Raw genomic sequence first — 25877 nt, forward strand, 5'->3', positions numbered from 1 at the left:
TTTTTTCAGAATATGTTTTTCATAGTACGTTGATCATGATTATGGAGTTGCTTTAAGTATGTGAAACATGTTAATTCTTCCAAGCACACCTGAAATTAAAACGACGGTTTGGCGCACTATCACCTGTAGTGCTCATTGATATAATATCGCTAAGGCTTTCGGCATTATCACTCCAATGGTAATCAAAGCTTAAACTATTTGCCTGTAGTTTGAGTAAAGTTCTTGGTATTGCTACTTCCAATTTATTCCCTTTATATCTATAATTAACCTTAGCTACTTCAACCCAATGATCACCGGGCGCTTTCACGTCATAACGATATAGCGTTGTGGTTTTATCATCTATCACTTTTTTATTGATCATAAAATCATAACCGTACCAACCTGTATTGGTGTTTTTGTCAGCATCAATAAATAGCAGCATCCAGTTTTTACCGGATGATGGTGTAAGCGCCTTGTCTGTCTCAGCATAGAAATTGATGTTAGTTTTATCTATCCCTATTTTACAAGTTAAAATATCATTACGGCCGGATGTATCTGTATAATGCAAACCGCCGTAACCATTGTTATTGCGATGGGCAATATCTCCTTTTGTATCGCGATACTCTGTTTTTATGGCTGTCCAATCGTTAAAATCACCATCAATTTTAATTTGTGCTATACCTTTTAATTCAGGTATGGGCCGTACACCTTTGTATCTTCTTATGTTTTCGGCCATTTGCATATAATAATTATCTGTATAACCACCTTTCATAGGCTGGATGCTGCGGTTAAACTCTGCATTATATTGGTCTACGAAAAAGAATGAATTTTTACGTCGCATAAAATCGAAAGTAGATCCTGCGTCCGGCTGATATTTACCTGCCGTCCATTCATTCCAGTCGTTAATATATAAAAATGAAGGATCTGCTTTTAAGGCTTCATCCCAACGTTCCTGGAAATAGATACCGTAACCTTGCGGGTTGGCCACTTTCTTTTTCAGCCATGGCACGTAAGTATCAACAGGGAGGTCTCGAGCATTTAACTGCGGCTCGCCATTGGCTCTCGACCATGACTTGCCTATCATACTTGCCGGGTGCTGTGCCGGTGTAACTGCATATTCTTCGCGTTCGCCTTTATGGGTAGCCATCAAGCTGTCAGGATTTAAGGACCTTACTTTTTTATCGCCCAGATCATAACCAAAACTCCAGTTATCTTCGGTACCTACATACCTTTTCCCGGCCCATTTATAATAACCCCACCACATACTACGCGGTGTAAAAGTGTTCTTAACTTCCTGCGTATAATCTGTATAAAATTTATCCGTGTAATCTTTATTTCCGTAATGCGGATTATTTTTTTCCGTCAATGCAGCTTCATCATAATGCGGATTTGGATTTTGCTGAACATTGCCTATAGCATCTTTTGCCTGAGGGCTTCCGTTGTACAATAATAGTGGTTTGCCATCCCAATAAAACCAAAGATTATGGTATTTATTGACCTTGTAAATCTTGTCGTATAGATCTTGCACTACCGTGATAACAGGGCCATTATAGGCCCAAAAACAAAACTGCGGTACTTTATTGCCTCCAGCTTTCATCTTTTCCATTACCGTAAAAATGGTTTCCCACTCGTCCCAGTATCTTACCGCGTTGGTAACATCAAATATTAAAACATCCACCCCGGCGTCTGTCAACATGGACATATCCTTACGAATAACGTACTCATCCCTGCTTAAGAAATAACCCATCTCAGGTTCACCCCAATGATATGACCCTTCTTTCCATTGCGGGTTTTTGGCATCTATGCGGGCGTTTGAATCTGCAGCAAGAACTTTGGTCACATCAGCTGAGTACGGGCTTTTCATGTTTGCGAGGTTATTACTATGCCAGGTGATATAAAATATGCCTACTATCCGCTTATGATTTTTTTTAACCGGTCCGGCAAGATCTATTGTCGGCATGGTCCTGCCTAAAGCATCTGTAGCAACCCAGGTGTCGCTGTACAAATCGCGATAGGTATTGGATTCGGCGGCAATATTTTGCGCATTAGCGTATACTACACACAATAACAACAGCAACAACAACCAGACTTTGTTTTTCATTTTAGATGAGCAGACTTAATAAAACGCAAAGAGCCCTTCATTGCTGAAAGGCTCTATCATATTTTTTATTTACAACTTTACCGTTGCAGGCAAATACTTGGCTATCAAATCCTCATAATACGGCTTTAACTCTGAAACAACAGGAGCTTTGGGGCTTTTTGAGTAAAGATCATACGGGTTAAACTTATCTACCCATTCAAACATTTCCCTATCATGCGCATTCAGCAAATGATTGTAAGCCTGTTCACGATGCTGTGAATAAAATGAGTGATAGCGGATCATATACAAGGCAGGCTCTGGCAAATAATCTTTGGTAAGGTGATATAGATATTCATCGTGCCCCCACGACATATGTACATTATCTAAACCGCAATGGTGCGAGTAGACACCATATTTTGTATTGAACCTTTCGTCGTGAATATCAGGATTAGCGGCAAAAAATTCTGGGTAAACAATTTTATCAGAAAAAGCGCAACCAACCGGAAAAGTATCCCCTACTACATTCCATTGCGGTTCGCCAAACAGGCAAAGCACTTTACCAAGATCATGAATAAAACCTGTTAATATAAACCAGTCAGGGTAACCGTCTGCACGAATAGCTTCTGCTGTTTGTAACAAGTGTTGTAACTGGTCTAATGAAATATCCGGGTCTGAGTCATCAACCAATGTGTTTAAAAACTCCATTGCTTTCCACCATGGCATTTCCATTTTATCAAACTTCAGGAAATTGGCCTTTTTAGCTAGTACATTATCATAAGTCTGGTATTTATGATTAAGCCGGTAAAATTCACGTACGCCGTCAATTTCAGGACTGTCATAATTTCTAAACTCTTCTTTCTTTTTAGCCGGCCCTGTTTCCGGATATCTTTTTAAAACATCATCTTCCCAAACATCTAAACTTGATAGTGGGGATAGCTCATTTTCATTTAGATTTTCCATATCTGTTTGATTTTAAATAAAGTTACCAAAAAACTGTATACAATGCAGTTAATATCCCGCAAATTGCTACTGAGGCTACAACGAAGCCGGGCGTTACCTTAAACATACTTTTATCAATCTCCAATCCTTTCTTATTGTCTTTACTTTCCGGATCTAAAAGGCTTACAATTACCGTTACCAACATCACAATTGCAAATACCCAGGTCATCCTATTTAAAAAAGGTATTGGCTCAATAGCGCCGTGGGTTAGTTGTGGCAAATACTTAAACAGCACCGATAATGGGATAGTAATGACAGCAGTAATTAATGCAGCCCTTGAAGTAGTCCGTTTCCAGAAAAAACCTAAAAAGAAAATAGTGAATATACCCGGCGATATAAACCCAACATACTCTTGTATGAATTGGTAAACCTGGTCGAAAGTACGCAATGTAGGTGCTATCAACATCGCTATTATCGAAGCGAATACAACAGTCAACCTACCGATATTAACCATCTTTTTTTCAGACGCGCCTTTATTAATATACTTTTTATAAACATCAAGCGTAAAAATGGTAGCTATACTATTGCTTTTGCCCGCTAACGACGCTACAATGGCAGCTGTAAGTGCCGCAAATGCCAGTCCCTTTAGGCCTGATGGCAATAGATTCATCAATATAGGATATGCATGATCGGGCTTAACAACGTTGCCGTCCATCATTTCTGTATGAAAATAGCCATGCTGATATAATACAAAAGCGGCTATACCCGGAATAACAACAATAACCGGGATCAGCAATTTAAGAAACGCTGCGAAAATTAAACCGCTGCGGCCGGTTTTTAAATCGGCACCTAAAGCGCGTTGTACAATATATTGGTTACAGCCCCAATAGTTCAGGTTGTTAATCCATAAACCACCGGCCAAAACCGCTATACCAGGCAGGTCATCATAGTATTTATCACCTTTATGAAATATCATGTGAAAGTGGTCTGACGCCTGTTCTCGTAAAAAAGGCAGGGAATCGAAAACAGTTTTAACGCCAAGTTTATCTGATATTTGATTCAAAGCCATGTAACAAGTTATCAAACCGCCCATCACTAATACAAATACCTGTATTACATCGGTATAGCCAATAACTTTCATCCCGCCGAGGGTTATAAATGCCGAAAATATAGCTAAACCTATTACACACACATTAAATGATATACCGGTAATTGTTTCAATAGCCAATGCGCCCAAAAAGAATATGGATGTAAGGTTTACAAATACGTAAATCAGTAACCACAATACGGCCATAACGCCGCTAACCAGATCATTATACCGCTGCGACAAAAATTGCGGCATGGTATAGATCTTATTCTTAATATAGATAGGCAGAAAAAATATCGCGACAATAATTAACGTAGCCGCCGCCATCCATTCGTAACTTGCTATGGCCAAACCCATAGCAAAGCCTGAGCCTGACATTGCTATAAAATGCTCTGAAGATATGTTTGATGCAATAATAGATGCCCCAATGGCCCACCAGGTTAATGATCCCTGTGCTAAAAAGTAGTCTTTGGTGTCTGTATTTTTAGCTTTCTTGCTGTAATACACCCAGTAACCGTAACCGGATACTACAATAAAATAAATAAAAAATACAATGTAATCGCTTACGGATAAATGGTTCATGTATAGTTAGAAAATTAGGCTATTAATTGGCACTATCGAAGTACCGCAAAATTATTGTGATAAACAAATTACCACAACTGCTAAATATACATGATTATAATGAGTATTGAAATCTGCACCTGTTGTATCAAATAGATAACAATAAGCTATAATACAAGATATAGTCTATTCGATTGTGATACTAATTCTCCATTTCGGGGGCGGGTCCCGCTGTGTTTATCCTATTAATCAGTTCAAGGCTTCCAAATTCATTAATCGCATACGACGCATTACTGGTATCAGTATCAATTTTGTAACGGGTTTTGATTGGGCTCTTTTTAGATTTTAATGGCACTATAATGGCAGCCAGTAATAAGATTATCTGTGACGTAATGATTAGCATATTATTTCATTTAATTGCGCGTATGGGTTCATTGACCAAAAAGAATGCCAAATTTAATTTTTGCTTAGAAATTAAGGACTAAATATTCATTAAATGACAAAGCCCTGTTTTGATCTCTCAAGCAGGGCTTTGTCTTTAATACTTAGTTGGCTTAGTTGTTAAACACAGGCTCAACAAATGGATATTTATAAACATCGGCAACTGCTTTATAAGCAACCGAACCATTAAAGGTGTTTAGTCCTTTCAAAAGCGCCGGATTATCTGAAAACGCTTTATAATAGCCCTTATTAGCTATCTGTAATGCATAACCTAAAGTAGCGTTAGTAAGTGCGATGGTTGAGGTATTTGGCACAGCACCAGGCATGTTACCTACCGAGTAATGTAATACATTATGTTTTACATAAACCGGGTTATCATGTGTGGTTGCATGATCCGCAGTTTCAAACATACCGCCCTGGTCAATAGCAATATCTACAATAACAGAACCTGGTTCCATGGTAGCAATCATAGCCTCGGTAACCAATTTAGGCGATTTTGCACCGGGGATTAAAACAGCACCGATAACAAGGTCTGAATTTTTAACTGCTTGGGCGATATTACTTGAATTTGATGCTAAGGTCGAGATCTGGTATCCAAAGATATCGTCCAGTTGGCGCAACCTATCTAAGTTGTTATCAATTATAGTTACATCGGCACCTAAACCTATTGCTATTTTTGCTGCATTTGTACCTGCAACACCACCACCAATAATGGTAACCTTGGCACGACGAACTCCCGGTACACCGCTTAACAATACACCTTTACCACCATTTGGTTTTTCCAGGTAGCTTGCCCCTACTTGTACAGACATACGGCCCGCAACTTCGCTCATCGGAGTAAGTAATGGCAACGCGCCGTTTGGCAGTTGAATAGTTTCATAAGCGATAGCAGTAACTTTAGATGCTAACAAGGCGTCTGTTAACTTAGGCTCGGCCGCCAAATGAAGGTAAGTAAACAGTATCAGATCACTACGGAAATATTGAAATTCAGATTCAATTGGCTCTTTAACCTTCATAACCATTTCGTTACTCCAGGCCTCGGCCGCAGTATCAACCAGGGTTGCACCCGCCTTTTCATAACTATTATTGGTAAACCCCGAACCTTCGCCCGCTGTTTTTTGGATGAACACCTTGTGGCCGGCGGCAACTAAAGCCTCTACGCCTGCGGGTGTAAGCGCCACCCTATTCTCGTTGTTTTTAATTTCTTTTGGAACACCAATAGTCATTTTCTGTAATATTACTTTATGAGATGAATAAACAACAGTAATAACCCCATAGAGGCTATTACTGATTAGCGATTTGTCTGAGACAGTTAATTTCAGGTCACAATATTAAACAAATAATTCACCATTAACTACAAGCTTGCCAAATTTTATTTGGCGATATTATTTGTTTAAATTGTTATGACAAAACAAACAGAAGCTACAAAGGTTTACTTTATACACTATGCAAAAACTTTTTATTCCGTTCTTGTTATTTATCAGCATAAAATGCTATGCACAAGACAGTTTACAGAATTTAAATTTCAACAGAAACCACATTAAAAATACGGGCATGCAAGTATTAGGCGCCTGGGCCACGGCAAATATTGTAACAGGTGGCATTGGCTGGGCCGTCACAAGCGGCAAAATAAAATACTTTCACCAAATAAATGCACTGTGGAATGTAGCCAACCTTGGCGTAGCCATTTTAGGTTACGCAAATACCATAAAAGATAAAGACAGAATTTATACCGATCAGGAAAGTTTACAGGAGCAAAATAAATTAGAAAAGATCTTCTTAGTAAATGGCGGCCTCGACCTGATCTACATCGGGATGGGTGCCTATTTAGTTCATCGGGGAAACATGAATAACTCAGATCAATCAAAAGGTTATGGGTCGGGAATTATTATGCAAGGTGCATTTTTGTTATTATTTGATACGATAATGTACACATCTGAAATACATACCGGTAATAAACTGCGCAATTTTTTGCTTAAAAATCCTGTTACATTTGATGGAAAAAAAGTTGGAATAGTAATTAATCTTTAATAACAAAAGCTCTGAAAATCAAAACATTTAATGCAAATAGGCTATCCGCATACTTAATATTAAAACAGTTGTTAACATAAATATAATATTAAATACACATTGCAGTAACTTAACTTTGCAAAACAATATTTTTAACTTTATTGAACCACGATATTTCAAATGAAAAAAACTAAACCAGATTCTACAGCAAAGAAAGCCAAGAAGGCTTTAAAGAAAGATTTAAGTGATAAAATTTCAGCACAAATAAAAGCATTAGTTGGCGAAATTGGCCCGGGCTTTAAAAAAGCAGAAAAATCAATTGAGAAAGCTGCAAAAAACTTAGCAAAGAAATTATCAAAATTAAAAAACGATAAAACCAGCGCTAAGCCAGCTCCTGTTAAAAAAGCCGCTCCTGCAAAAGCAGCAAAACCACAGGCTGTTGCTGTTGAAACCGAGCCGATCAAAGCTCAACCGGCAAAGACTACACCTGTGGCAAAAACTTCACCAGTGAAGGCTCCGGCTGCAAAGGCCCCGGCTAAATCAACTACTGCTAAACCGGTTGCTCCAAAAACCGAAGCTAAAAAATAGCTACCAGTTAAAACAGAAACGGCGCTAAATTAGCGCCGTTTCTGTTTTAAATCCATCTTAAATTCAGGAAATCACTTTTTCTTATCGCCAATAACGTTAAGTACAATGGCACTGTTATGAGGTATACCAAGTGTATAACCTGGGATAACCTGGAAATATGTTTTTAAATACCCATCAATAATAGCCTTAATGGTATGATTGGTAGATTTTTCGAATTCGGGGAATACATAAGTCATTGATTTTTGGTAATGGATCTCACCTTGTTTATCCACCGTAGCCCAAAACGAATACGAGAATCTTTCATAGGCTTTCTTTATATGAATGGTATATTCAGGAAACATATATTCTTCTGATCTATCCCATTTATTCATCACATCAGCCTGTACCTCTTGTTTGGCAACCGTAGCTAAAGGGTTCCTGCTGATAAACTGTACAGGTTTACGTCCTGCAAAAAAACTGTCAACACTGGCATCTATGTGAGCTATGCGTTTAACAACATATAGGCTATCTTTCTTTAAAGGCTTTTTTAGTTCCTCTGCAGTTGTATGCAACACGTTCTTTATATAGTTATCAGCGTACAAGGTCATGTATACGTTCGACTTTACGTAATAAACCGTTTTGCCCTCAACTTTTAAAACCTGAAACCTCAAACTATCCTTAGTAATACTCATCGCTTTAAACCAGGCACCTGAAATATTAAAGATGGAATCATGGTCAAGCGTTACCGCGAACTTTAAAAACTTATCCTTATCGGGATTATAAACATTAGCCCATTTATCCGAATAAAACATTAGTTTCCATATCGGCTCCAACTGATAACCGTCTTTGTTAAAAATAAGTCCGGTATCAAAACTTCGGCGCACTTCGGTGTAGTTAATTCCTACCACACTTTTGAAAGATATTTGATTATCAACCGGGTTTTGAAACTTACAGGCAAAACCGGTAATTGCGACAAAAAGAAATAACAAATATGGACGTATAGAGGCAGACAGCATACTGTAAAAATGCAGAATTATTTTTTATTCCGAAATTTGAAATGAATAAGACACGTAACAACCATGATGGGCGAAAGAAACAGCTATGTTTAACTCCTGTCCATCTTTCATTAAAACAGGATATCCTGTTGGATGTTTTTCGACAGATACATTCGAAATTTTCAAATCATTCAACAAAAGAGACCTAACAGCTTTTGATTGATTTTCATAATCAGATGCTTCGATCTTCAAAAAATTCCATTTTACGTCGCCTTGAGTAATTACAGTCGAAATAAATTCAGGCCTTGTTACCGAAAGGAATGGCAGGCTCATGTCTTCTGCTAAAATCCAACCCCTATAATTATGAACGTTTTCAGTTTTTAACGATACGACAATATCTAAACTTACTACCTTGATTTTAGCCGGAGCGAATATCAATTCAGGATTAATACGTTTTAGATATTTATATGCAGACTCTTTTGCAGACCATATCAGCCAAACAAAATTAATCAATGTAATTTCATTCGGATTATATAAGTCAAACTCTGTAGGGGTAATAAATTTAGAGTAAAATGCAGGCGATTGGGTGCGTTGTACATCAATTACATTTAGCGCGACAATATCATTACCTGCGCTTATCACGCGGTTTTATTGATCTTTTCTGAAATTACATCAATGCAATTTCCAACATTGTACATTTTTTCGGCAGCATCAAAATCAATTTCAATATTGTATTGCGCTTCGGCATCTATAATAATATCAACCAGGTTAGCCGAGTTGATCTTTAAATCTTTTATAAGGTCTGTTTCTTCATTGATCCCTGCCAACATCTCTTTGCTTTCCGTGTACGGGGCCAGTACTTTTTTTAACTCACTTAAAATTTCTTTTCTATCCATTAGTTGTTATTATATTTTGAGATAATTAAACAACTGTTAACATCACCAAAACCAAAATTGGCCTTTGCAACAGTATTAATTACCTTCTCTACTTTAGTTGTAGGTAAATTGTTTGCCCCAATTATATCTAAAATTTCCGGTATTGGGTCTTCTAAATTTAAATTAGGGTGTATAAAATTATGTTTTAACTGCAAAACAGCGGCAACAGTCTCTATAGAGCCGGCCGCGCTTAAAGAATGCCCCACCATTGATTTCAACGAATTAACCATCGGGAAATCATCACCACTGCGTCCTAACGCCTTCACCCAATTTTGGATTTCAAGCTTGTCGGCTATTGTAGCGGTTAAATGGCCGCTAACCAGGTCGATCTCATCGGCACTGATATTTGCATCGGCTATAGCTTCTTTTATACACCTGATTACTCCTTCAGGCCCCGGTGCTGTCATGCTGCCACCGTTTTTTTGTCCGCCCGAATTTGTTGACCCTCCTTTAAGTTCACCATAGATCTTTGCACCACGTGCCAATGCAAACTCCAGGTCTTCCAATATCAGTGCCCCCGCGCCTGATCCGGGCACAAAACCACCGGCAGATGCACTCATCGGCCTTGATGCGCGTTCCGGTTCGTTATTAAATTTACGTGATAATACACGCATAGAGTCAAATCCGCCAAAAACATAACGGTCTACATATTCACAGCTACCAACCACCATGCGTTTTGCCATACCAAACTTAATATACTCATAACCCATTAAAATGGACTGCGTACCGGTAGCACAGGCGGCAGAATTATTAATGATCTTGTTGCCTAAACCCAGCCTGCCTGATATATAAGCGGTAACCCCGCTATTCATGATCTGCTCTACCACGCGCGAACCTAATTTCTTCGATTCGCGGGCATCAACCCTGGTTATGGCATTTTTGATCACGTCGGTATCGGCAACGCTGCTGCCAAATACACAGCCGGTTTCCCAGAGTGTATCCTCGCTTACAATCTCGTTGCCTGCATCTGTCCAGGCATCCAGAGCTGCCTTTATACCATACGCTATGCCTTTTCCCTTTAACCCATACAGACTTGTTTCTGTAATGTAATTGCGCAGTTGCTCCCATTCAAACTCGGGCATCCCGCTTACCTGGCAATTAAATTTAAGGTCTTCATACTCTGGCACAAACCGGATCCCCGATATTCCGTTTTGTATGGCATGCAAAAAATCAGGAATATTTAACCCATTCGGCGATACAATCCCAAGGCCTGTAATTACAACACGGTTACCCATTTATCATTTTATTTAATGGCATTTTTAATGATGCCTGAAAATACTCCTTTTGCTACTAATTCACCAACCGCGTTATGCATTTCTACCAAACATTTTAATTTACCGAAACGGAAATATTGCTTTTTTGATGTTACCACAACCTTTTCGCCGGGCAGCACCATTTTAAAGAACTCAACATTGGTTGAGGTTAGTAAGGGAAATGAATTTTCGTCCATTGCTCCCCCCTCCTGTTTTGATCCACTGACCATTAAGTATATCCCCAAAACAACCAATCCTATCTGTGCCATTATTTCTGTAATGATAACACCAGGCGTTACAGGGTTGCCGGGGAAATGATCCTCGTAAAAGAAAGCGTCCCTTTTTAAAGTATAATTTCCTGTCACCCCGTTCTCATCCAATGATGTAATATCATCAACAAATAAAAAGGACGATTTATAAGGTAAATAGTTTAATATGTCGTTCATGTATTCTTATTCTGATGCCAAATAAATGGCTATCTGCAATGTTCACCTCCGTCTACATGGATCACTGTTCCGTTTATCCAGGCAGCCTCATCTGTGCAAAGCAGGTATATAACATTTGCTACGTCTTCTGGTTTTGTTATTCTTCCTGACGGATTACGGGCAGTTGCATGTGCTATTAACTTATCGCTGCCAGGAATCTTTTTTAATGACGGCGTGGCTGTAATACCGGCTTGTATCAGGTTGGTTTTTAAACCGTGTCCGGCCAGTTCGACTGCCATGTAAGTTGTCAAACTCTCTAATGAAGCTTTTGCGATAGATACGGCAGCATATCCTTCCCAATACTTATATGACCCTTCGCTGGTTAACCCAATGATCCTGCCGTCGTTGTGAAACAAATCAGCAGCTATCAGGTCTTTGGCCCAATCCAGCATACTGGTAGCCATAGCATAAGTAGTTAACTGGATATCATCCTGGGTTAATGCTTCTTTATCGCCATCTGCAACCAATGGCTTCAGGTTACCACGGGCTATAGAATGCAACAGTAACTTAACCTTATTCTTTTTATCGACAGCAAACTGCTTAATAAATATGGCACGAGCGACCAGGTCAAGCGCGTTGATATTATGAGGTGCAATCACCACTTGATTTGCAGCGGCTATTTGCGAAAGCTTTTCCTTTAACTCCCTTTCGGCAGCTGCTGTTTCCCGGTAAAGCAGCGCGATGTTCATACCATGCCGGGCCAGTTTTTCAACAGCTGCAAAGCCAAACCCACTTGATCCGCCTAAAATTATGGCCCAGTTGTAAGAAAAATTTTGGTTATTATTTTGCACTTAACTTTTGTAAATATTAAAGTCTAAAAGTAACGCAATTCCTGGTAATTTAAAGCTTGTATAGTCTACTTAATTAGGCAAAACAGTATTATTAGCTATATTTGTTGCAACTGAGCGCCAAAAACTAAATATGAAAATAAGAATAATATTTGCCTTGCTGATACTTTTGCCGGGCATGGTTGTTCTGGGTAAAAGCAGCCAGCAAAAGCTGGACAAAGCTGCCTTTTACGCTGTGATGGACCGTGGAAATTTAGAAGAAGTTAATAAGGAGATAGACTTGGTTACAGCTTCTTCATCGCCTGAAAAAGAAGGATATGCCGGGGCGTTATTAATGCGCAAAGCCGGGTTGGTGAAGCTGCCTGCGCAAAAGTTAAAATTCTTTAAGGCCGGCCGCATAAAATTCGACACCGCCATATTAGCCGACAAAGACAACCTCGAATACCATTTCTTGCGTTTCGCGATACAGGAACATGCCCCCAAAATAGTTAAGTACCGTGCAGACATTGAAGCCGATAAGCAGATCATCATAAAAGCCTATAAAAATTTATCGCCTGTGGTACAGCACGCCATTATGGATTATACTAAAAATTCAAAACTTTTGCTGGCAAGCGATCTTAATTAGACTGATGAGCAAAAAAGTATTAGCTATATATTATTCTCAGTCGGGCCAATTAGGCGAGATCATTGATAACTTCACACAACCGCTTATCGATGCGGGTATCACTGTAGAGAAAGTGCGCGTGCGATTAGTTAATGAGCCAAACTTCCCCTGGACAGCCGATACTTTTTTTAGTGTGATGCCCGACTGTCAGTTGGATGTCCCTGCAGAATTGCAGCCTTTTATTCTTAAAGAGCAGAAATATGACCTGGTGATATTAGGTTACCAGGCTTGGTTTTTATCGCCCAGCATACCTTTTAACTCGCTGTTGCAAAATGCGGAGTTGAGGGCTGTATTAAAAGACACCCCCGTTATTACAGCAACCGGGGCGCGTAATATGTGGCTAAGCGCATTTGTACGGGTTAAAAAACTGATCCATGCTACAGGCGCTAAAATAGTGGGTAACATAGCTTTGGTTGATACGCACCCAAACCCGGTAAGCTTTATTACTATCTTCCATTGGATGCTGCACGGAAAAAAAGACAGCTATCTAAACATTTTCCCCCCTCCCGGTGTTTCTGATGCGGATATTAAATATACCAAAGTATTTGGCGAAAGCGTTATACCACATCTGCTGGATAATAACTGGGACGGATTACAGGGCGAATTAGATGTGAATAAAGCTGTGGTACTAAATTATAACCTTATGGTTATTGAAAGTACCGCAAGCAAGATATTTAAGGTATGGGCTAATTTCATTGCTAAAAGAAAGAACAAACTGCCCTGGATAAGGGCTTATAAATATTACCTGTTAATTGCGTTTTTTGTGGGTGCACCTATTTTGATAACACTAGATGCTATATTATTCAGATTTACTTCGCCTAAGCGTATCAGGGCGAAGAAACAATATTATTTAAATTTAAATTAACCGGTATGCCCGTTTATATTACTAATACGTCTAAATTTTTACCGAATGAACCCGTTCCTAACGACGATATGGAACTTTACCTGGGTTATATTAATGATAAGCCGTCAAAATCTAAAAGCATAGTACTGCGTAACAACGGTATAAAAACACGTTTCTACGCGCTAACAAAGGGCGGTAAGCCAACGCATACCAATGCTGAAATGACCGCCCTGGCTGTTAAAGAATTATTTAAGGACAATCTTGCAGAAATGCAGGAAACCGAACTGCTGTCATGCGGTACTTCATCGCCAGATCAGATGATGCCGTCGCATGGGGTGATGACGCATGGCTGGCTGCCCGAAATTGGCCCTATCGAAGTGGTATCTCCGTCAGGGGTATGTTGCGCGGGGATGCACTCGCTTAAATATGCTTACCTGGCCATAAAATCAGGGGAGGTTAAATCGGCGGTAGCTACAGGTTCAGAGCGTTTTTCGGGCCTGCTGGTTTCTGACGTATTTGAGGAAGAGGCACAGAAACTGAAAGAGCTGACAGACAACCCGTTCATTGCCTTTCAAAAGGACTTCTTACGCTGGATGCTGTCAGACGGTGCATCGGCTTTTAAATTAAGCGACGAACCAAATAACGAGGGTTTAAGTTTAAGGATAGACTGGATAGAAGGTGTATCCTACGCTAACGAGATGGAAACCTGTATGTATATGGGTGGCGAAAAGCAGGCCGATGGTACCCTGAAAGGGTTTATGGACTATACACCCGAGGAGATCATGACCAAATCCATCTTCAGTGTTAAGCAGGATATTAACCTATTGAGCGACAATATCGTCCCGCTGGGCGGTAAAAAGATAAAGGAGATCTTTGAGAAGAAAGGCCTTACCGCGGGAGATATCGACCATTTTTTACCGCATATCTCCAGCAACTTCTTCCGCAGTAAGATCTATGACCTGGTTGAGATCTATGGTGGCGGCATCCCTTACGAGAAATGGTTCATTAACCTTTATACCGTAGGCAATGTGGGCGCGGCATCTGTATATTTGATGATAGACGAACTGTTTCACAGCGGCAGGTTAAAGAAGGGCGAAAGGATCTTGCTATTAGTACCAGAAAGCTCGCGTTTCTCTTATATGTACGCTATGCTTACAGTTTGTTAAGGATCTGTGAACTACAACATACATCGCCTTGCAGATGACAAATATCAATAACAATGAAAAAAGAAGACGTTCCGCAGGATTTAGGGGCTCTTGGTAAAATAACCAAAGAGGTTTGCTATGCTACGGACGATTCCGGGAAATACACCACACAGTTAAGTAACGGCTGGGATGTCAAAGCCACCGCTTTAGATACAGCCTGGCAGAACGTTGAAGAACGCATAGCGGCAGCAAAGCAAAAGGTATTGGCCAATGAAGCCAGTCCTATCCTGTTTTTTATGGAGAAGGCCCTGATGGATACAGAAATACTGGCCGGCTACACCGGGTTTTGGCAATGGCAGGTAAAAAGGCATTTAAAACCCGACGTTTTTAAAAACCTGTCTGAAAAAAAGCTACAGAAGTATGCCGGGGTGTTTAACGTCAGCGTCACCGATCTTAAAACAATGACCGTTAATGAAGCTTGATATCTTAAGCAACCCTCTCTTCGCTGCGCGGAAAGAGGGTAACCAATATATTTTAATTTGAATGTCAGCTACTACGCTATCCTTTAACCACATCCAGGCAGCGCACTGCGAAAACGGTGTAACTGTAAGCCTGTTAAAAAATAGTGGCATCGGGCAAATAACCGAGCCTTTAGCATTTGGCATCGGCGCGGGTTTATTCTTTGTATATATCCCATTACTAAAAATCAACAACGGGCCAGTCATAGCCTTTCGCAGCATGCCGGGTCTGATATTTAACCGCACCTGCAAAGCATTGGGCATCCCGGTGGTCCGCAAAAAGTTCCGTTCGAAAGAGACTGCTGAAGCTTTTTTAAACGAATGCCTGGAAGCAGGTCATCCTGTTGGCTGCCAGGTTGGAGTTTATTACCTGCCATATTTCCCAAAAGAATACCGTTTTCATTTCAACGCCCATAATTTAATTGTTTATGGCAGTAATGATGGCAACTATATGGTGAGCGACCCCGTAATGGAAGGTACAAACGTAATGACGGCTTATGAGCTTGAACGCGTACGCTTTGCCAAAGGGGCTTTGGCACCCAACGGACAATTGTATTACCCGAAAGAAACCAGGACGGTTACGCACGAACAAATGAAAAAAGCCATCATCAGCGGAATAAAAAGAAATGTTTTTAACATGATCTCGCCGTTTATGGGGCCAATTGCCGGGGTAAACGGCATCAGGTACACCGGCAATAAAATAAAACAATGGCGTGATAAGCTGGGTTTGAAAGAAGCCGGATCGTATTTAGCACAATTGGTGCGCATGCAGGAAGAGATAGGCACAGGCGGCGGCGGGTTTAGGTATATTTACGGCGCATTTTTGCAGGAAGCACATGCCTACGTACCTAATGACGAATTGTTGGAGATCTCTAATTCGTTTACTGCATCCGGCGATCTTTGGCGCACCGCGGCTGTACAGGCTGCGGGTATTTACAAAGGCCGCATAGGCAGCCAGGAAGATTTTAATACAATGGGCGATTATTTATTAGAGATCGCCGAGATAGAAAGAAAAGCTTTTACAGCGTTAAAAAACATAAAATGGCAGCAGACCAACCCTTCGCGATAGCTATTGAGCATATGGGTTTCAGGTACCCTGACAATGCTGCTGTCTCCTTTGCCGATCTGAATTTAAAGGTAGAAAAAGGAATACGTTTCGGTTTGTTTGGGCCCAACGGCGCGGGTAAAACCACTTTAATGAACCTGATGACCGGCGTGCTTTCTGTTAACGAAGGCAGCATCAAACTTTTAGGGAAAGAAACAGGTAAGCAAAACAAGGAAGTAAATACGCTTTTTGGCTTTGTCCCGCAGGATTTTTCTTTTTACCAGGAGCTGTCACCTGCCGAAAACCTGGAGTTTTTTGGCGCATGGGCCGGTTTAACCCAAACTGAAATAACCAATCGTACCGATGAATTGCTACATATCTTAGGTTTAGAAGATGTGCGGAACAAGCCTGTCGAAAAATTTTCAGGCGGGATGAAGCGCCGGGTAAACCTGGCTATCGGGGTTATTCATAACCCACAGGTATTGTTTTTGGACGAGCCTACGGTTGGTGTTGATGTGCAAACACGGCAGGCAATTATCAATTACCTGCTTAAACTGAATGAAAGCGGCACAACGCTGATCTATACTTCGCACCAATTAAATGAAGCCGAGGACCTTTGCGAACAAATTGCCATGATTGACGAAGGTAAAATAATAACCCAGGGCCATATTGACGATGTGCTGAAAGCGCATAATCACGATAGCCTGGAAAATCTGTTTATTAATTTAACCGGCAAAGCCTACCGAAACTAAAATGTTTAAACTCTGGATTTCCATAAAAAAAGATGTTCGCATTTTGCTTCGCGATAAGGTAGGCATCTCGTTGATGTTTGTTATGCCTATTATTTTGGTGGTAGTAGTTACCAGTATTCAGAACAGTACTTTTCAGCTGGTTAATAAAAACAAACTACCCATCGTAATTTGTAATACCGATACCGGTAAGGCAAGTACACAGTTTATCGAATCCGTAGGTAAGATCGGGTTGTTTACAGTTACGCAGATCCCGAAGGAAAAAGCAAAAACTATCACCGACGAAATGCATGGTAAAGACGCTTTGTTGGGCATAGTTATCCCGTCAAATTTCTCGTCAGAAGTTGATAAAAAAGCTAAATCCGCATCCGACAAAGCCATGGTGGCATTTAGCGGGCAGGCTGACAGCATAAAAACTATTGCAAAAAGCACTAAAACAAATGAGATAGATCCGCTGACATTGTACTACAACCCTGTTTTACAAGAATCATTACGGTTCTCCATCCAGGGAGCCATTGGCAGTTGCCTGCAATTGGTACAAACCCGCGAAACTTTAAGGACACTCTACTACGCATCAAACGAAAAAGAACTGCCCAAAAGCCTTGAAGATGAAATGCTGAACAGCAACACCACCATCAATATGCTGCCGGTATCAAAAGACGGAACGCGTACCACACCAAACGCATCGCAACATAATGTACCATCGTGGACCATCTTTGCCATGTTTTTTGTCATCATGTCGCTTGGCGGCAGTGTGGTGAGAGAGAAGGTGAGCGGCAGCTTTATTCGCCTTAAAACCCTACCTACCAATTACCTGGTTGGCTTATTGTCAAAGCAGATCACTTATTTGGCTGTAACACTTTTGCAGGCCGCTGTTATATTTTCTATGGGGATGCTTTTATTCCCTTACCTGGGGCTGCCTGCTTTAAACTTGCCATCAGACCTGTTTGCCTTATTTTTAGTAACGCTGGTATGCGGCTGGTGCGCAGTTAGCTACTCGATATGTGTAGGCGTATTTTCTGAAACGCAAGAGCAGTCTAACGGGTTTGGTGCTGTATCCATAGTGATACTGGCTTGTGTAGGCGGGTTAATGGTACCCAGTTTTGCCATGCAGGGACTTGCCAAAACCATGGCAAACTTTTCGCCCATGCATTGGGTATTACAGGCTTACTATACTTTGTTTTTAGAGGGCGGTAAATTAAAAGATGTGTTAAACAATATCGGCTCGCTGTTTATTATTACTGTAGTTATTCAATTCATAACTTATTTAGGATTGAAACGAAAAAATTTGATATAATTACCCCATGGAAAAAGAAGCGCTGAAAGAACAGTTAAAAGTACAGATCATACAGTTTTTAAACTTAACAGACCTTAGCCCTGCCGATATAAAAGATGATGAACCTTTATTTGGCGATGGATTGGGTTTGGATTCTATCGACTCGCTTGAGCTGATCGTTTTATTGAAGAAAGAATACGGCATAGATATCCGCGACCCAAAAGAAGGCCGCAAGGCACTGGTAGATATCAATACTATGGCCGATTATATTGAGGTGCACAGGACGAAATAACTACTAAGCAAAACTTACGAAGTTTTTAAAACTTCGTAAGTTTAATATAAGCAACCTAATAAAACACTACCCGTTTTCAACCAATACCGACTTGGTCGCTTTATTACCGGATAAATTCACTGATATTATACGATGTTCATTATTTTCATTTTGACATTGTAAATAGCCCATTACAAATTTCATTTAAGTAGTTTTTTGTTTTAACTTGGTTTAACCACTAACCTTTTTTACAATGAAAAACCTTATTAAATGTATCATCTTAATTTTGGCTGTTTGCCTGTTTAAAAGCGCCAGTGCAGCCGAAAACCATGCTGTGTCGGGCACCGTAACCAACCAAGATGGTCAGCCGCTTCCGGGCGCTACGGTAATTTTGAGCAATGACAAAATTACTGCCGCGGACGACGACGGAAAATTTGTTTTTCATGAAATTGAAGCTGGAACGTACACACTTTCTGTAACCATGGTTGGTTATGATGCCTACACAAAAAAAATAAAAGTTAAAAATACTCCTGTAACATTAAACTTAATATTAAAGGCCCAAACAAAGACGCTTAATGAGGTAAACGTGACACCAAAAATCAGCACTAAGATCAGTGCTAAAATAATGACAACTGAGGAAACCGAGGAAGAGCAAAAGAAAATGTTGGGTCCAACACCCGACAACCATATTTACGACACCGAAGGTAATGTGGTGGATTCGGCCAAAGCTGCAGATATGCTAAGATCTTATGACTATGAAATGGCGCTTCGTAAACTAAAAGGGCAAGACGCTTTTAAACATGTAATTATAAAAACTGACACCAGGGTACAGTTAATGTCATATCAATATATGAGAACGCTACCCTATTTAAGGGTACAAAGCCCTAAATTACAGGATGGCCTGACGTTGGATCTGAAACCTTTAGTTAAGCGGATAGATACGGCCACTCTTAGCGGGAAAGCAATAATTATGATATTTTGGTGCCCCGAATGTTACAGGGGCTCAAAATCTGATCAATACCGCGAGGTTAATGACGCGATTGCACCTTTTGCTAACTCAGATAAATTGCAGGTGCTGGCCCTTACTAAAGCGCAAACTTACCAGGCTAATGACGCGCTTAAAAAAAGCCCGATATTAAATGCCCGCATGCTCACAGAAGCTTCATCCGTTACTTATAAATATGATCTTGATGATACACCCGTTATTATCATGACAGACACAAAGCATAAAATAATTTTCTCTATGGCCGGATGGAATCCAATAACTCCACCGGTGCTGCATAACTTATTGAAAAGTATCCCTATTTAAGCTTTGTATATCAAACCATAGTTTAATCCAGCCATACAGCTATACCATAGCCGATTAAGTAATAAAGTCTTAGCCCTGTTGCATGAGCAGGGCTTTTTATTTTGCATAACTTACCCAATACTTACAATGCTCTTAAGCAGTTACACTGACTATAAAATAACAAACGTACCCTGTAATTTCATGCAGGAAATTTCGCCGGACGAAAGGCTTGAATTCACTTTAATATCGTTATCTGTCAGTTGATAAGCAATATTTAATTGAAGTGATTGTGCAGACGGCTGGATCAGCGTCAGGAACTTGATATTATCAGCTTTTACCAGGCGTAAAGTAATATTCAAGGCATCCGCCAAAACCTCCTTTACTGTTTGCAGCATGCACGCACCCGGCACAACCGGCTGATCGGGGAAGTGTCCGTTAAAGATCTCATTCACCTCATCTATCTCTAAAACAGCATTGATGGTGTTGTCCTGGTGACTAACAGCAAGTATCCTGAATATTGGTTCTTTAAGCATATCAGCAGGCAGATAACAACATTAATGAATGATAACTATTTTGATAATGGTTATAGATCAATACTTTTTTTGGCGATTTATTTTTTATCTCGCCATCGGCAACTACAGCCGGCACCTCACCTCTTTTTATCACATTTGATGCCAGCCACAAGGCAAATGACATGGATGTAGGATACTCGCCGCATAAGTGTTTGTAATAAGCTTTTGAACTATTGGCGAACAATGATCCATCTAACGCTTCATAAACCGCGTCATTTTTCAGATCGCCGTTTTTGCCGGTGATAATAAGGTCGATATCTTGAATAGTCAGATTATTCTTAGCCAGAAACGCTTCGATCTGCTTTTCAATATCTGCATTACTTTTGGGTTTGTAAAATGTCTTTGTACTTACCAATTCAGCAAGGTTTTCTGTTGATGGCTTATCGTTCAGCAGAAAAAACACCGCGCCTTCGCCGCCTATGGTACCTTTTGATTTTGTGTTATATAACTCAAAATTAGAAAGCGGCCAGCGCTTATACAGCCCCAAGCGGGTCAGGATCTTGAACGCGGTATCGGTCATTTCTTCGGTGCCGCCTACCAGTATCTCATTGGCGTCGCCCTCTTTCAAAAGCATTATGGCATCAAGCAAAGCGCTTTCAAAAGAAATTCCCTTATGAACAAATGTATTGTTGTAATTGTGGCATTTTAGCATCAGGGCTATTTGTGCTGCAACTGTATTATGTGTGGATTGGATAAAAGCCGTAGGCGGCAGCATTTCTTCCTGCAGTTCAATAATGCGGGTCAGAAAAGATACGGTGTCCTCCTGGCAACCAAGGGCCGTACCGGTTATAATTGCGCCCGGCATTTCAATCCCCGCATCCTTTAAGCATTGCATAGCCGCGGCCACACCCATTTTTATAATCCGGCTCATGCGACGGGCCAGTTTTGGATCGACAAAATCTTTGTAATCGGGCTCAATGGCGGAAAGCCGTGTGCCGGTGTATTCAATCGGTTCAGTTAAAAACGGAACATAGCCAAAGGTTTTTTGGGCAGATATGGCAGCTGTCGAGCGAATATAAATCTTCATATTAAACAGCCGAAAATATTAATGATGTACAATTACCACCAAACCCGAACGAATTAGACAGCACGTTTTTTATGGGCTGGCCTTCCAGATAATGTGTTTCGGGCGTGAGCGGCACATCTTCCATGGGCGTTTTAAAACGCAGGTTGGGATAGATCAATCCATGCTTAACCGCCAATACAGAGAATACAGCTTCAACCCCACCGCTGGCACCTAAGGTATGGCCGGTAAAAGATTTGGTCGAGCTCATAGGCGGATAATCAGGGCCGAACAGGCGGGTAATGGCCGTACCTTCCGCGCTGTCATTATTGGGTGTGCCGGTGCCGTGTAAGTTGATATAGTCAATATCCGAGGGTTGCAATCCCGCTTTTGATAAAGCGCCCTGCATGGCCATGTACGAACCCGTACCGTCGGGTGAGGACGCCGTTTGATGATAAGCGTCGTTACTATTGTTGTAACCACTTAAAGTGCAGCAGAGGGGCTTATTTAGCGTTTTAGCCACCTTGTCAGACACTAATACCACATAACCCGCGCCTTCTCCAAGGTTCAGGCCCTCACGGTGATCGTCAAAGGGCTTGCAGTATTCTTTATCCAGGATCATCAGCGTGTTAAAACCATTAAGGGTGAATTTGGCAAGCGCGTCTACCCCGCCCGCTATAACCACATCCAAAATATCATTCTTTATCAAACGAGCGCCGTAAAATATCGCGTTAGCTGAAGATGAGCAGGCGGTGCTGATAGTAGTCATGTAATCGCTTATGCCTAACTGATCGCCTACAACCTCGGTCATGCTGCCGCATTCGTGGTCAAATACATTGCGGAGTTTGCCTTTATCGTTATCGTTCAAAAAATCAACAAAGAAATCTTCACTTTTATCCATACCGCCAACGGTATTGGCAGATACAAAGCCCGAACGCAGATCGGCAAAGCCGGGGATGGCGGCGTCATTTAAAGCCTCGCGCGCAGCCACCAGGCTTAGTAATTTGGTACGGCTAAGTTTTGACGAGATCCCGGCCAATTGAGCAAGCGCTTCATTACCCAGCTTTACTTCGGCTACAGGCAGGTTACCGCGATGAATAGTATTCAACAACGTGATATCGCCCATGCCGGCTTTTTCCTGTTGGAACGCGGCCAGGTTTTCGGCCACATTATTGCCAATTGCTGTAATAATCCCTACGCCTGCAATATAAACCGGCTCGTTCATTTATATTTTATCAATTATTAAATTATCAAATATGTTGTTCAGGTTCTTTTTTGAAAACTGCACCGAATTTGCTTTTTCTTCTTTCTCTACCAAAAACAAAACCGCTTTATAATCATCGCCCAGCACATCAACCCAGCCGCAAATACAGGCCTCTAAGATCCCGTTGTTCAGCAGGTTATTTACGTAGGTTTCTATAAAAGCAGCGTCGAACTTTTCAAATATAAAAAATGCATCCTCGCCTTTAAAATTATTGCGGATACATATTTCGCCTGTCACGATATTAGGCAGCGTGTACACAAAAAGCGCGGGGCTGGGGATATCATTTACACTCTCCATATATTTCAGGTCGCTATCCAAACTGGCATTGGCATTGGTCAAGATCAAACCAACTTGTTCCGGCGCATAGGATTTTATATCAGTACCTCTTAATAAGACCTCGGCAGCCAGCCAACCCAATTTGCTGAGGTTGTCCATCTTGTAAAATTTGGGATAAGTAACCTCCAAAAACTGGTAAGCTGATAACAAAAATGAAGGTACATCAGCGCCCCGATCTTCAAAAACAGGGACTTCGTTTTTGTAGATTACATTTTTGCTGATGGTGCAATAAGATGTTATGTTATTATTTATATACAAGTATTTATATATTTGATTATAAATTATTTATAATTATTAAAATGCCAGTTTGGCAGTATCAATTGATCATATTTAATTGTCATCTCGAGCATAGCGAGAGATCTATAAACAGATGTACAACCAACCTGTCTTGTATAGATTTCTCACTCGTTCCTCGTTTCGAAATGACATCGGTTTTTATCATTTACTAAACACCACTGCAGCGTTACACCCGCCAAAACCTGACGCTGTTTTTAAACAGGTCTTTAAGCGTTTTGGCGTCAACGCAGTACAAACATTTACCGGGCTGCTTACTCCTATTTTCTCAAATCCTAAAGTTGGCAGTATCACATTTTGTTTTAATGATTGGATGGAGATAATCGATTCTATCAACCCAGCGGCACCCAAGGTATGCCCATAATAACCTTTCAGACTATTGGTCGGAACAATACTTAATCCCGCTAAGGCAATAGCTTTAGCTTCCATTTCGTCATTATAACTGGTTGCTGTTCCGTGCGCCGAGATCAGATCGATATCATCAGGGACCAAACCGGCCATACTCAATGTTCTTTCAATAGCATCAGAAAGCTCTTTTCCGGTGCGTGAAGGTGCCGAAATATGGTTAGCGTCATTACTTACCGCCCCACCTAAAACTTTGATCTTACCGGCATATTTGGCGTTTGTTGATAAGATCATAGTTGCCGCACCTTCGCCAAGGGTTATACCCGTCCTGTTCTCGTCAAATGGCTTACAAGGCTCAGAACTAATTGCCTGGAAAGACTGAAAGCCCGATAACACAAACCTGCTGATCACATCCGCGCCAACTACAACCGCATTTTCATACTGACCTGATTGCAATAAACGCGCCCCGGTCAGTATTGCCATGATACCCGAGATACATGCATTTGATACCACCAACGGCTGGTTTACAAAACCAAAATGCACAGCAACTTTTTTAGCTGATGTATGCAACGCTATGCGATCTTTCAGATCCGGCGCGGCAGGATCTGTTTCCAAAAGGCTAATATTTCCTTTGGCTGACGATACGATCAGGATAGTTTTTTCATCGGTAGCATCTATGTCAGCAATGGCTAAAACATCTTTAATAGAAGATACAAGTAATCTTTCAAACTTGCTGTTTATAAATTCTTTATTATCTTCACTTTCGTTATAGTTAAACAGCGAAACATGTACAGACTCATCAGATAGGGCCGGATCATTATGTTTTTTAATCCCGGAAATACCTTGTTTTACCCGCTCGAAATTTTGGGTAGTTGTAGTGCCTATAGGCGAATAGATATTATCGGCAACTATGTAAACCGCAGGCATTATTGATTGATAAATATTTTCATTTCGCATTGCGCCACCTCCACTTCGTTACACCATATTTTACCGGATACTATACCGGCAGCAAATACCTGTACTTCTATTTTTACCTCGGTCAACAGCACATCCCCTACTTTGGGCAAACTATAAATTTCAAAGTTTTTCACCTGGCCTATATAGCCATTTAACACGGGACGATTCTCGATACGCGCCATATTGCCGGATCCGGCGGCGGCGGTTTGGGCCATATTTTCCATTAATCCGGCTTCGCTAAACTCGCCGTTTATTACAAAAACATTGTCACCGGTAATGGTAAAGCTGGTTTTGGTAATGTTATCGTCAGAGAACAACAGTTCATCTACCATTACAAATGGTGGTTTTTGGGGGATAAGGGATAATATGCTTATGCCTTCTGTCATGAATATAAACCGCCGTTAATTGATAATACTTCGCCGGTAATATAGGATGCTTCTCTTGAAGCTAAAAATCCAACCGCGTGCGCTACTTCTTCAGGTAAGCCAAAGCGATTAACCGGGATATTTCTTTTCAATTCCTTTTCGTCCAAACCCTCGGTCATGTCTGTTTTAATAAAACCCGGTGCCACCGCGTTAACGGTGATACCACTGCGGCCAACCTCTTGAGCCAACGCTTTGGTTGCCCCTATTACACCTGCCTTTGCAGCCGAATAATTGGTTTGCCCGGGCAAGCCTTTTAGCCCTGATAAAGAAACTACGTTAACAATACGGCCATAACGGTTAAGCATCATACTATCCAGAACAAGGCGCGTAACATAAAAAAAGCTGTTAAGGCCCGTGTTGATCACGTTGTCCCACTGCTCATCCTTAAGCCAAACCATCAGGCTATCATCACGGATACCGGCATTGTTCACCAGCACCTCGATGTCTTTGTCCTCATTAGCGTTTATCCAACTATCCAGCACTTCTTTTATGCTTTCCCTATCCGCTACATCAAACTGCAGTAATTCGCCGTCACTGCCCGCTTCCCGCACCAATTGCAGGGTATTGTTAGCTTCTTCGGTATTGCTTTTATAATTAATGAGCACATAGTAACCCATAGCAGCCATTTTAGTACAGATAGCCCTGCCTATTCCCCTTGAACCACCTGTTATGAGTGCACATTTCATTGTTATTCTGTGTTTCGCCACCTCACCCTAAATCCCTCTCCAAAGGAGAGGGACTTGGATTATATTTTTTTTAAA

General features: G+C 40.9%; 28 protein-coding genes. 11 read left to right on the top strand and 17 right to left on the bottom strand.

Annotated features, from left to right (window positions below; genetic code table 11):
- Positions 1-70: 70 nt before the first annotated feature.
- The 4 genes from FO440_RS16610 to ald all read right to left on the bottom strand — a co-directional run bounded on the left by FO440_RS16610 (position 71) and on the right by ald (position 6313).
- Complete coding sequence (locus tag FO440_RS16610; RefSeq protein WP_144249406.1) at positions 71-2080, bottom strand: glycoside hydrolase family 71/99 protein; 2010 nt, start codon at positions 2078-2080, stop codon at positions 71-73.
- Positions 2081-2149: 69 nt separating this feature from the next.
- Positions 2150-3019: an inositol oxygenase family protein gene (locus tag FO440_RS16615; protein ID WP_144249407.1), complete on the bottom strand. Its 870-nt coding sequence runs from the start codon at positions 3017-3019 to the stop codon at positions 2150-2152.
- Between the two features lie 22 nt (positions 3020-3041).
- Positions 3042-4667 carry a sodium/sugar symporter gene (locus FO440_RS16620; RefSeq protein WP_144249408.1) on the bottom strand — a complete coding sequence of 542 codons (1626 nt, stop codon included), beginning with the start codon at positions 4665-4667 and terminating at the stop codon, positions 3042-3044.
- Positions 4668-5200: 533 nt separating this feature from the next.
- Positions 5201-6313, bottom strand: coding sequence for an alanine dehydrogenase (gene ald, locus FO440_RS16625; RefSeq protein WP_144249409.1), 1113 nt, complete (start codon positions 6311-6313; stop codon positions 5201-5203).
- A gap of 220 nt (positions 6314-6533) precedes the next feature.
- On the opposite strand from ald, the gene FO440_RS16630 reads away from it, so the two are divergent.
- Positions 6534-7118 (top strand): DUF6992 family protein, encoded by a 585-nt coding sequence (locus tag FO440_RS16630; RefSeq protein ID WP_144249410.1) that lies wholly within the window; start codon positions 6534-6536, stop codon positions 7116-7118.
- Positions 7119-7277: 159 nt separating this feature from the next.
- Positions 7278-7685: a hypothetical protein gene (locus FO440_RS16635; RefSeq protein WP_144249411.1), complete on the top strand. Its 408-nt coding sequence runs from the start codon at positions 7278-7280 to the stop codon at positions 7683-7685.
- Between the two features lie 71 nt (positions 7686-7756).
- Here FO440_RS16635 and FO440_RS16640 read toward each other — a convergent pair whose 3' ends face one another.
- Genes FO440_RS16640 through FO440_RS16665 form a run of 6 tightly spaced genes read right to left on the bottom strand, consistent with a single transcriptional unit; the run spans position 7757 to position 12123 of the window.
- Positions 7757-8680 carry a hypothetical protein gene (locus FO440_RS16640; protein WP_144249412.1) on the bottom strand — a complete coding sequence of 308 codons (924 nt, stop codon included), beginning with the start codon at positions 8678-8680 and terminating at the stop codon, positions 7757-7759.
- Between the two features lie 24 nt (positions 8681-8704).
- Entirely contained in the window at positions 8705-9301 is a 597-nt protein-coding gene (locus tag FO440_RS16645) for a 4'-phosphopantetheinyl transferase family protein (RefSeq protein WP_144249413.1), read from the bottom strand.
- Entirely contained in the window at positions 9298-9555 is a 258-nt protein-coding gene (locus tag FO440_RS16650; protein ID WP_144249414.1) for an acyl carrier protein, read from the bottom strand. The genes FO440_RS16645 and FO440_RS16650 overlap by 4 nt, the downstream gene beginning before the upstream one ends.
- The gene (locus FO440_RS16655) at positions 9555-10829 is read right to left on the bottom strand and encodes a beta-ketoacyl-[acyl-carrier-protein] synthase family protein (protein WP_144249415.1); all 1275 of its coding nucleotides are present in this window, start codon (positions 10827-10829) and stop codon (positions 9555-9557) included. The genes FO440_RS16650 and FO440_RS16655 overlap by 1 nt, the downstream gene beginning before the upstream one ends.
- Before the next feature lie 8 nt (positions 10830-10837).
- A complete protein-coding gene (locus FO440_RS16660; protein ID WP_144249416.1) occupies positions 10838-11293 on the bottom strand; it encodes a 3-hydroxyacyl-ACP dehydratase FabZ family protein in 456 nt (151 codons plus the stop codon).
- 29 nt (positions 11294-11322) lie between these two features.
- Positions 11323-12123 carry an SDR family oxidoreductase gene (locus FO440_RS16665; protein ID WP_144249417.1) on the bottom strand — a complete coding sequence of 267 codons (801 nt, stop codon included), beginning with the start codon at positions 12121-12123 and terminating at the stop codon, positions 11323-11325.
- A gap of 130 nt (positions 12124-12253) precedes the next feature.
- Here FO440_RS16665 and FO440_RS16670 point away from each other — a divergent pair, with 130 nt between their 5' ends.
- From FO440_RS16670 to FO440_RS16710, 9 genes are all read left to right on the top strand, one after another.
- The gene (locus FO440_RS16670; RefSeq protein WP_144249418.1) at positions 12254-12745 is read left to right on the top strand and encodes a hypothetical protein; all 492 of its coding nucleotides are present in this window, start codon (positions 12254-12256) and stop codon (positions 12743-12745) included.
- Between the two features lie 4 nt (positions 12746-12749).
- The gene (locus FO440_RS16675) at positions 12750-13649 is read left to right on the top strand and encodes a hypothetical protein (protein WP_144249419.1); all 900 of its coding nucleotides are present in this window, start codon (positions 12750-12752) and stop codon (positions 13647-13649) included.
- 5 nt (positions 13650-13654) lie between these two features.
- Positions 13655-14794, top strand: a complete 1140-nt coding sequence (locus FO440_RS16680) for a beta-ketoacyl-ACP synthase III (protein ID WP_144249420.1) — start codon at positions 13655-13657, stop codon at positions 14792-14794.
- A 53-nt stretch (positions 14795-14847) separates the two neighbouring features.
- Complete coding sequence (locus tag FO440_RS16685; protein WP_144249421.1) at positions 14848-15255, top strand: hypothetical protein; 408 nt, start codon at positions 14848-14850, stop codon at positions 15253-15255.
- 61 nt (positions 15256-15316) lie between these two features.
- Positions 15317-16360 (top strand): BtrH N-terminal domain-containing protein, encoded by a 1044-nt coding sequence (locus tag FO440_RS16690; protein WP_144249422.1) that lies wholly within the window; start codon positions 15317-15319, stop codon positions 16358-16360.
- Entirely contained in the window at positions 16333-17088 is a 756-nt protein-coding gene (locus FO440_RS16695; RefSeq protein WP_144249423.1) for an ABC transporter ATP-binding protein, read from the top strand. Before FO440_RS16690 ends, FO440_RS16695 begins: the two co-directional genes overlap by 28 nt.
- Before the next feature lies 1 nt (position 17089).
- On the top strand, positions 17090-18382 hold the full coding sequence (locus tag FO440_RS16700) for an ABC transporter permease (RefSeq protein WP_144249424.1): 1293 nt from the start codon (positions 17090-17092) through the stop codon (positions 18380-18382).
- A gap of 7 nt (positions 18383-18389) precedes the next feature.
- Positions 18390-18653, top strand: a complete 264-nt coding sequence (locus FO440_RS16705; RefSeq protein ID WP_144249425.1) for a phosphopantetheine-binding protein — start codon at positions 18390-18392, stop codon at positions 18651-18653.
- A 232-nt stretch (positions 18654-18885) separates the two neighbouring features.
- The gene (locus FO440_RS16710) at positions 18886-19941 is read left to right on the top strand and encodes a carboxypeptidase-like regulatory domain-containing protein (RefSeq protein WP_144249426.1); all 1056 of its coding nucleotides are present in this window, start codon (positions 18886-18888) and stop codon (positions 19939-19941) included.
- A gap of 149 nt (positions 19942-20090) precedes the next feature.
- On the opposite strand, the gene FO440_RS16715 is transcribed toward FO440_RS16710, so the two are convergent.
- The 7 genes from FO440_RS16715 to fabG all read right to left on the bottom strand — a co-directional run bounded on the left by FO440_RS16715 (position 20091) and on the right by fabG (position 25802).
- Positions 20091-20453 carry a hypothetical protein gene (locus tag FO440_RS16715; RefSeq protein ID WP_144249427.1) on the bottom strand — a complete coding sequence of 121 codons (363 nt, stop codon included), beginning with the start codon at positions 20451-20453 and terminating at the stop codon, positions 20091-20093.
- A 1-nt stretch (position 20454) separates the two neighbouring features.
- Positions 20455-21519 carry a beta-ketoacyl synthase chain length factor gene (locus FO440_RS16720; protein ID WP_222104003.1) on the bottom strand — a complete coding sequence of 355 codons (1065 nt, stop codon included), beginning with the start codon at positions 21517-21519 and terminating at the stop codon, positions 20455-20457.
- 1 nt (position 21520) lies between these two features.
- Positions 21521-22720, bottom strand: coding sequence for a beta-ketoacyl-[acyl-carrier-protein] synthase family protein (locus tag FO440_RS16725; protein ID WP_144249428.1), 1200 nt, complete (start codon positions 22718-22720; stop codon positions 21521-21523).
- A complete protein-coding gene (locus FO440_RS16730; protein WP_144249429.1) occupies positions 22721-23353 on the bottom strand; it encodes a hypothetical protein in 633 nt (210 codons plus the stop codon).
- A gap of 180 nt (positions 23354-23533) precedes the next feature.
- On the bottom strand, positions 23534-24661 hold the full coding sequence (locus tag FO440_RS16735) for a beta-ketoacyl-[acyl-carrier-protein] synthase family protein (RefSeq protein WP_144249430.1): 1128 nt from the start codon (positions 24659-24661) through the stop codon (positions 23534-23536).
- A complete protein-coding gene (locus FO440_RS16740; protein ID WP_144249431.1) occupies positions 24661-25077 on the bottom strand; it encodes a 3-hydroxyacyl-ACP dehydratase in 417 nt (138 codons plus the stop codon). Before FO440_RS16740 ends, FO440_RS16735 begins: the two co-directional genes overlap by 1 nt.
- Positions 25074-25802, bottom strand: a complete 729-nt coding sequence (gene fabG, locus FO440_RS16745) for a 3-oxoacyl-ACP reductase FabG (protein ID WP_144249432.1) — start codon at positions 25800-25802, stop codon at positions 25074-25076. The genes FO440_RS16740 and fabG overlap by 4 nt, the downstream gene beginning before the upstream one ends.
- Between the last annotated feature and the right edge of the window lie 75 nt (positions 25803-25877).

This window comes from Mucilaginibacter corticis (assembly GCF_007558865.1).
GTDB classification, from domain to species: Bacteria; Bacteroidota; Bacteroidia; order Sphingobacteriales; family Sphingobacteriaceae; genus Mucilaginibacter; species Mucilaginibacter corticis.

Bases quoted from the DNA above. Each gene is read 5' to 3' on its own strand.
- FO440_RS16610 (WP_144249406.1), bottom strand. From the start codon at position 2,080: ATGAAAAACAAAGTCTGGTTGTTGTTGCTGTTGTTATTGTGTGTAGTA.
- FO440_RS16615 (WP_144249407.1), bottom strand. From the start codon at position 3,019: ATGGAAAATCTAAATGAAAATGAGCTATCCCCACTATCAAGTTTAGAT.
- FO440_RS16620 (WP_144249408.1), bottom strand. From the start codon at position 4,667: ATGAACCATTTATCCGTAAGCGATTACATTGTATTTTTTATTTATTTT.
- ald (WP_144249409.1), bottom strand. From the start codon at position 6,313: ATGACTATTGGTGTTCCAAAAGAAATTAAAAACAACGAGAATAGGGTG.
- FO440_RS16630 (WP_144249410.1), top strand. From the start codon at position 6,534: ATGCAAAAACTTTTTATTCCGTTCTTGTTATTTATCAGCATAAAATGC.
- FO440_RS16635 (WP_144249411.1), top strand. From the start codon at position 7,278: ATGAAAAAAACTAAACCAGATTCTACAGCAAAGAAAGCCAAGAAGGCT.
- FO440_RS16640 (WP_144249412.1), bottom strand. From the start codon at position 8,680: ATGCTGTCTGCCTCTATACGTCCATATTTGTTATTTCTTTTTGTCGCA.
- FO440_RS16650 (WP_144249414.1), bottom strand. From the start codon at position 9,555: ATGGATAGAAAAGAAATTTTAAGTGAGTTAAAAAAAGTACTGGCCCCG.
- FO440_RS16655 (WP_144249415.1), bottom strand. From the start codon at position 10,829: ATGGGTAACCGTGTTGTAATTACAGGCCTTGGGATTGTATCGCCGAAT.
- FO440_RS16660 (WP_144249416.1), bottom strand. From the start codon at position 11,293: ATGAACGACATATTAAACTATTTACCTTATAAATCGTCCTTTTTATTT.
- FO440_RS16670 (WP_144249418.1), top strand. From the start codon at position 12,254: ATGAAAATAAGAATAATATTTGCCTTGCTGATACTTTTGCCGGGCATG.
- FO440_RS16675 (WP_144249419.1), top strand. From the start codon at position 12,750: ATGAGCAAAAAAGTATTAGCTATATATTATTCTCAGTCGGGCCAATTA.
- FO440_RS16680 (WP_144249420.1), top strand. From the start codon at position 13,655: ATGCCCGTTTATATTACTAATACGTCTAAATTTTTACCGAATGAACCC.
- FO440_RS16685 (WP_144249421.1), top strand. From the start codon at position 14,848: ATGAAAAAAGAAGACGTTCCGCAGGATTTAGGGGCTCTTGGTAAAATA.
- FO440_RS16690 (WP_144249422.1), top strand. From the start codon at position 15,317: ATGTCAGCTACTACGCTATCCTTTAACCACATCCAGGCAGCGCACTGC.
- FO440_RS16695 (WP_144249423.1), top strand. From the start codon at position 16,333: ATGGCAGCAGACCAACCCTTCGCGATAGCTATTGAGCATATGGGTTTC.
- FO440_RS16700 (WP_144249424.1), top strand. From the start codon at position 17,090: ATGTTTAAACTCTGGATTTCCATAAAAAAAGATGTTCGCATTTTGCTT.
- FO440_RS16705 (WP_144249425.1), top strand. From the start codon at position 18,390: ATGGAAAAAGAAGCGCTGAAAGAACAGTTAAAAGTACAGATCATACAG.
- FO440_RS16710 (WP_144249426.1), top strand. From the start codon at position 18,886: ATGAAAAACCTTATTAAATGTATCATCTTAATTTTGGCTGTTTGCCTG.
- FO440_RS16715 (WP_144249427.1), bottom strand. From the start codon at position 20,453: ATGCTTAAAGAACCAATATTCAGGATACTTGCTGTTAGTCACCAGGAC.
- FO440_RS16720 (WP_222104003.1), bottom strand. From the start codon at position 21,519: ATGAAGATTTATATTCGCTCGACAGCTGCCATATCTGCCCAAAAAACC.
- FO440_RS16725 (WP_144249428.1), bottom strand. From the start codon at position 22,720: ATGAACGAGCCGGTTTATATTGCAGGCGTAGGGATTATTACAGCAATT.
- FO440_RS16735 (WP_144249430.1), bottom strand. From the start codon at position 24,661: ATGCCTGCGGTTTACATAGTTGCCGATAATATCTATTCGCCTATAGGC.
- FO440_RS16740 (WP_144249431.1), bottom strand. From the start codon at position 25,077: ATGACAGAAGGCATAAGCATATTATCCCTTATCCCCCAAAAACCACCA.
- fabG (WP_144249432.1), bottom strand. From the start codon at position 25,802: ATGAAATGTGCACTCATAACAGGTGGTTCAAGGGGAATAGGCAGGGCT.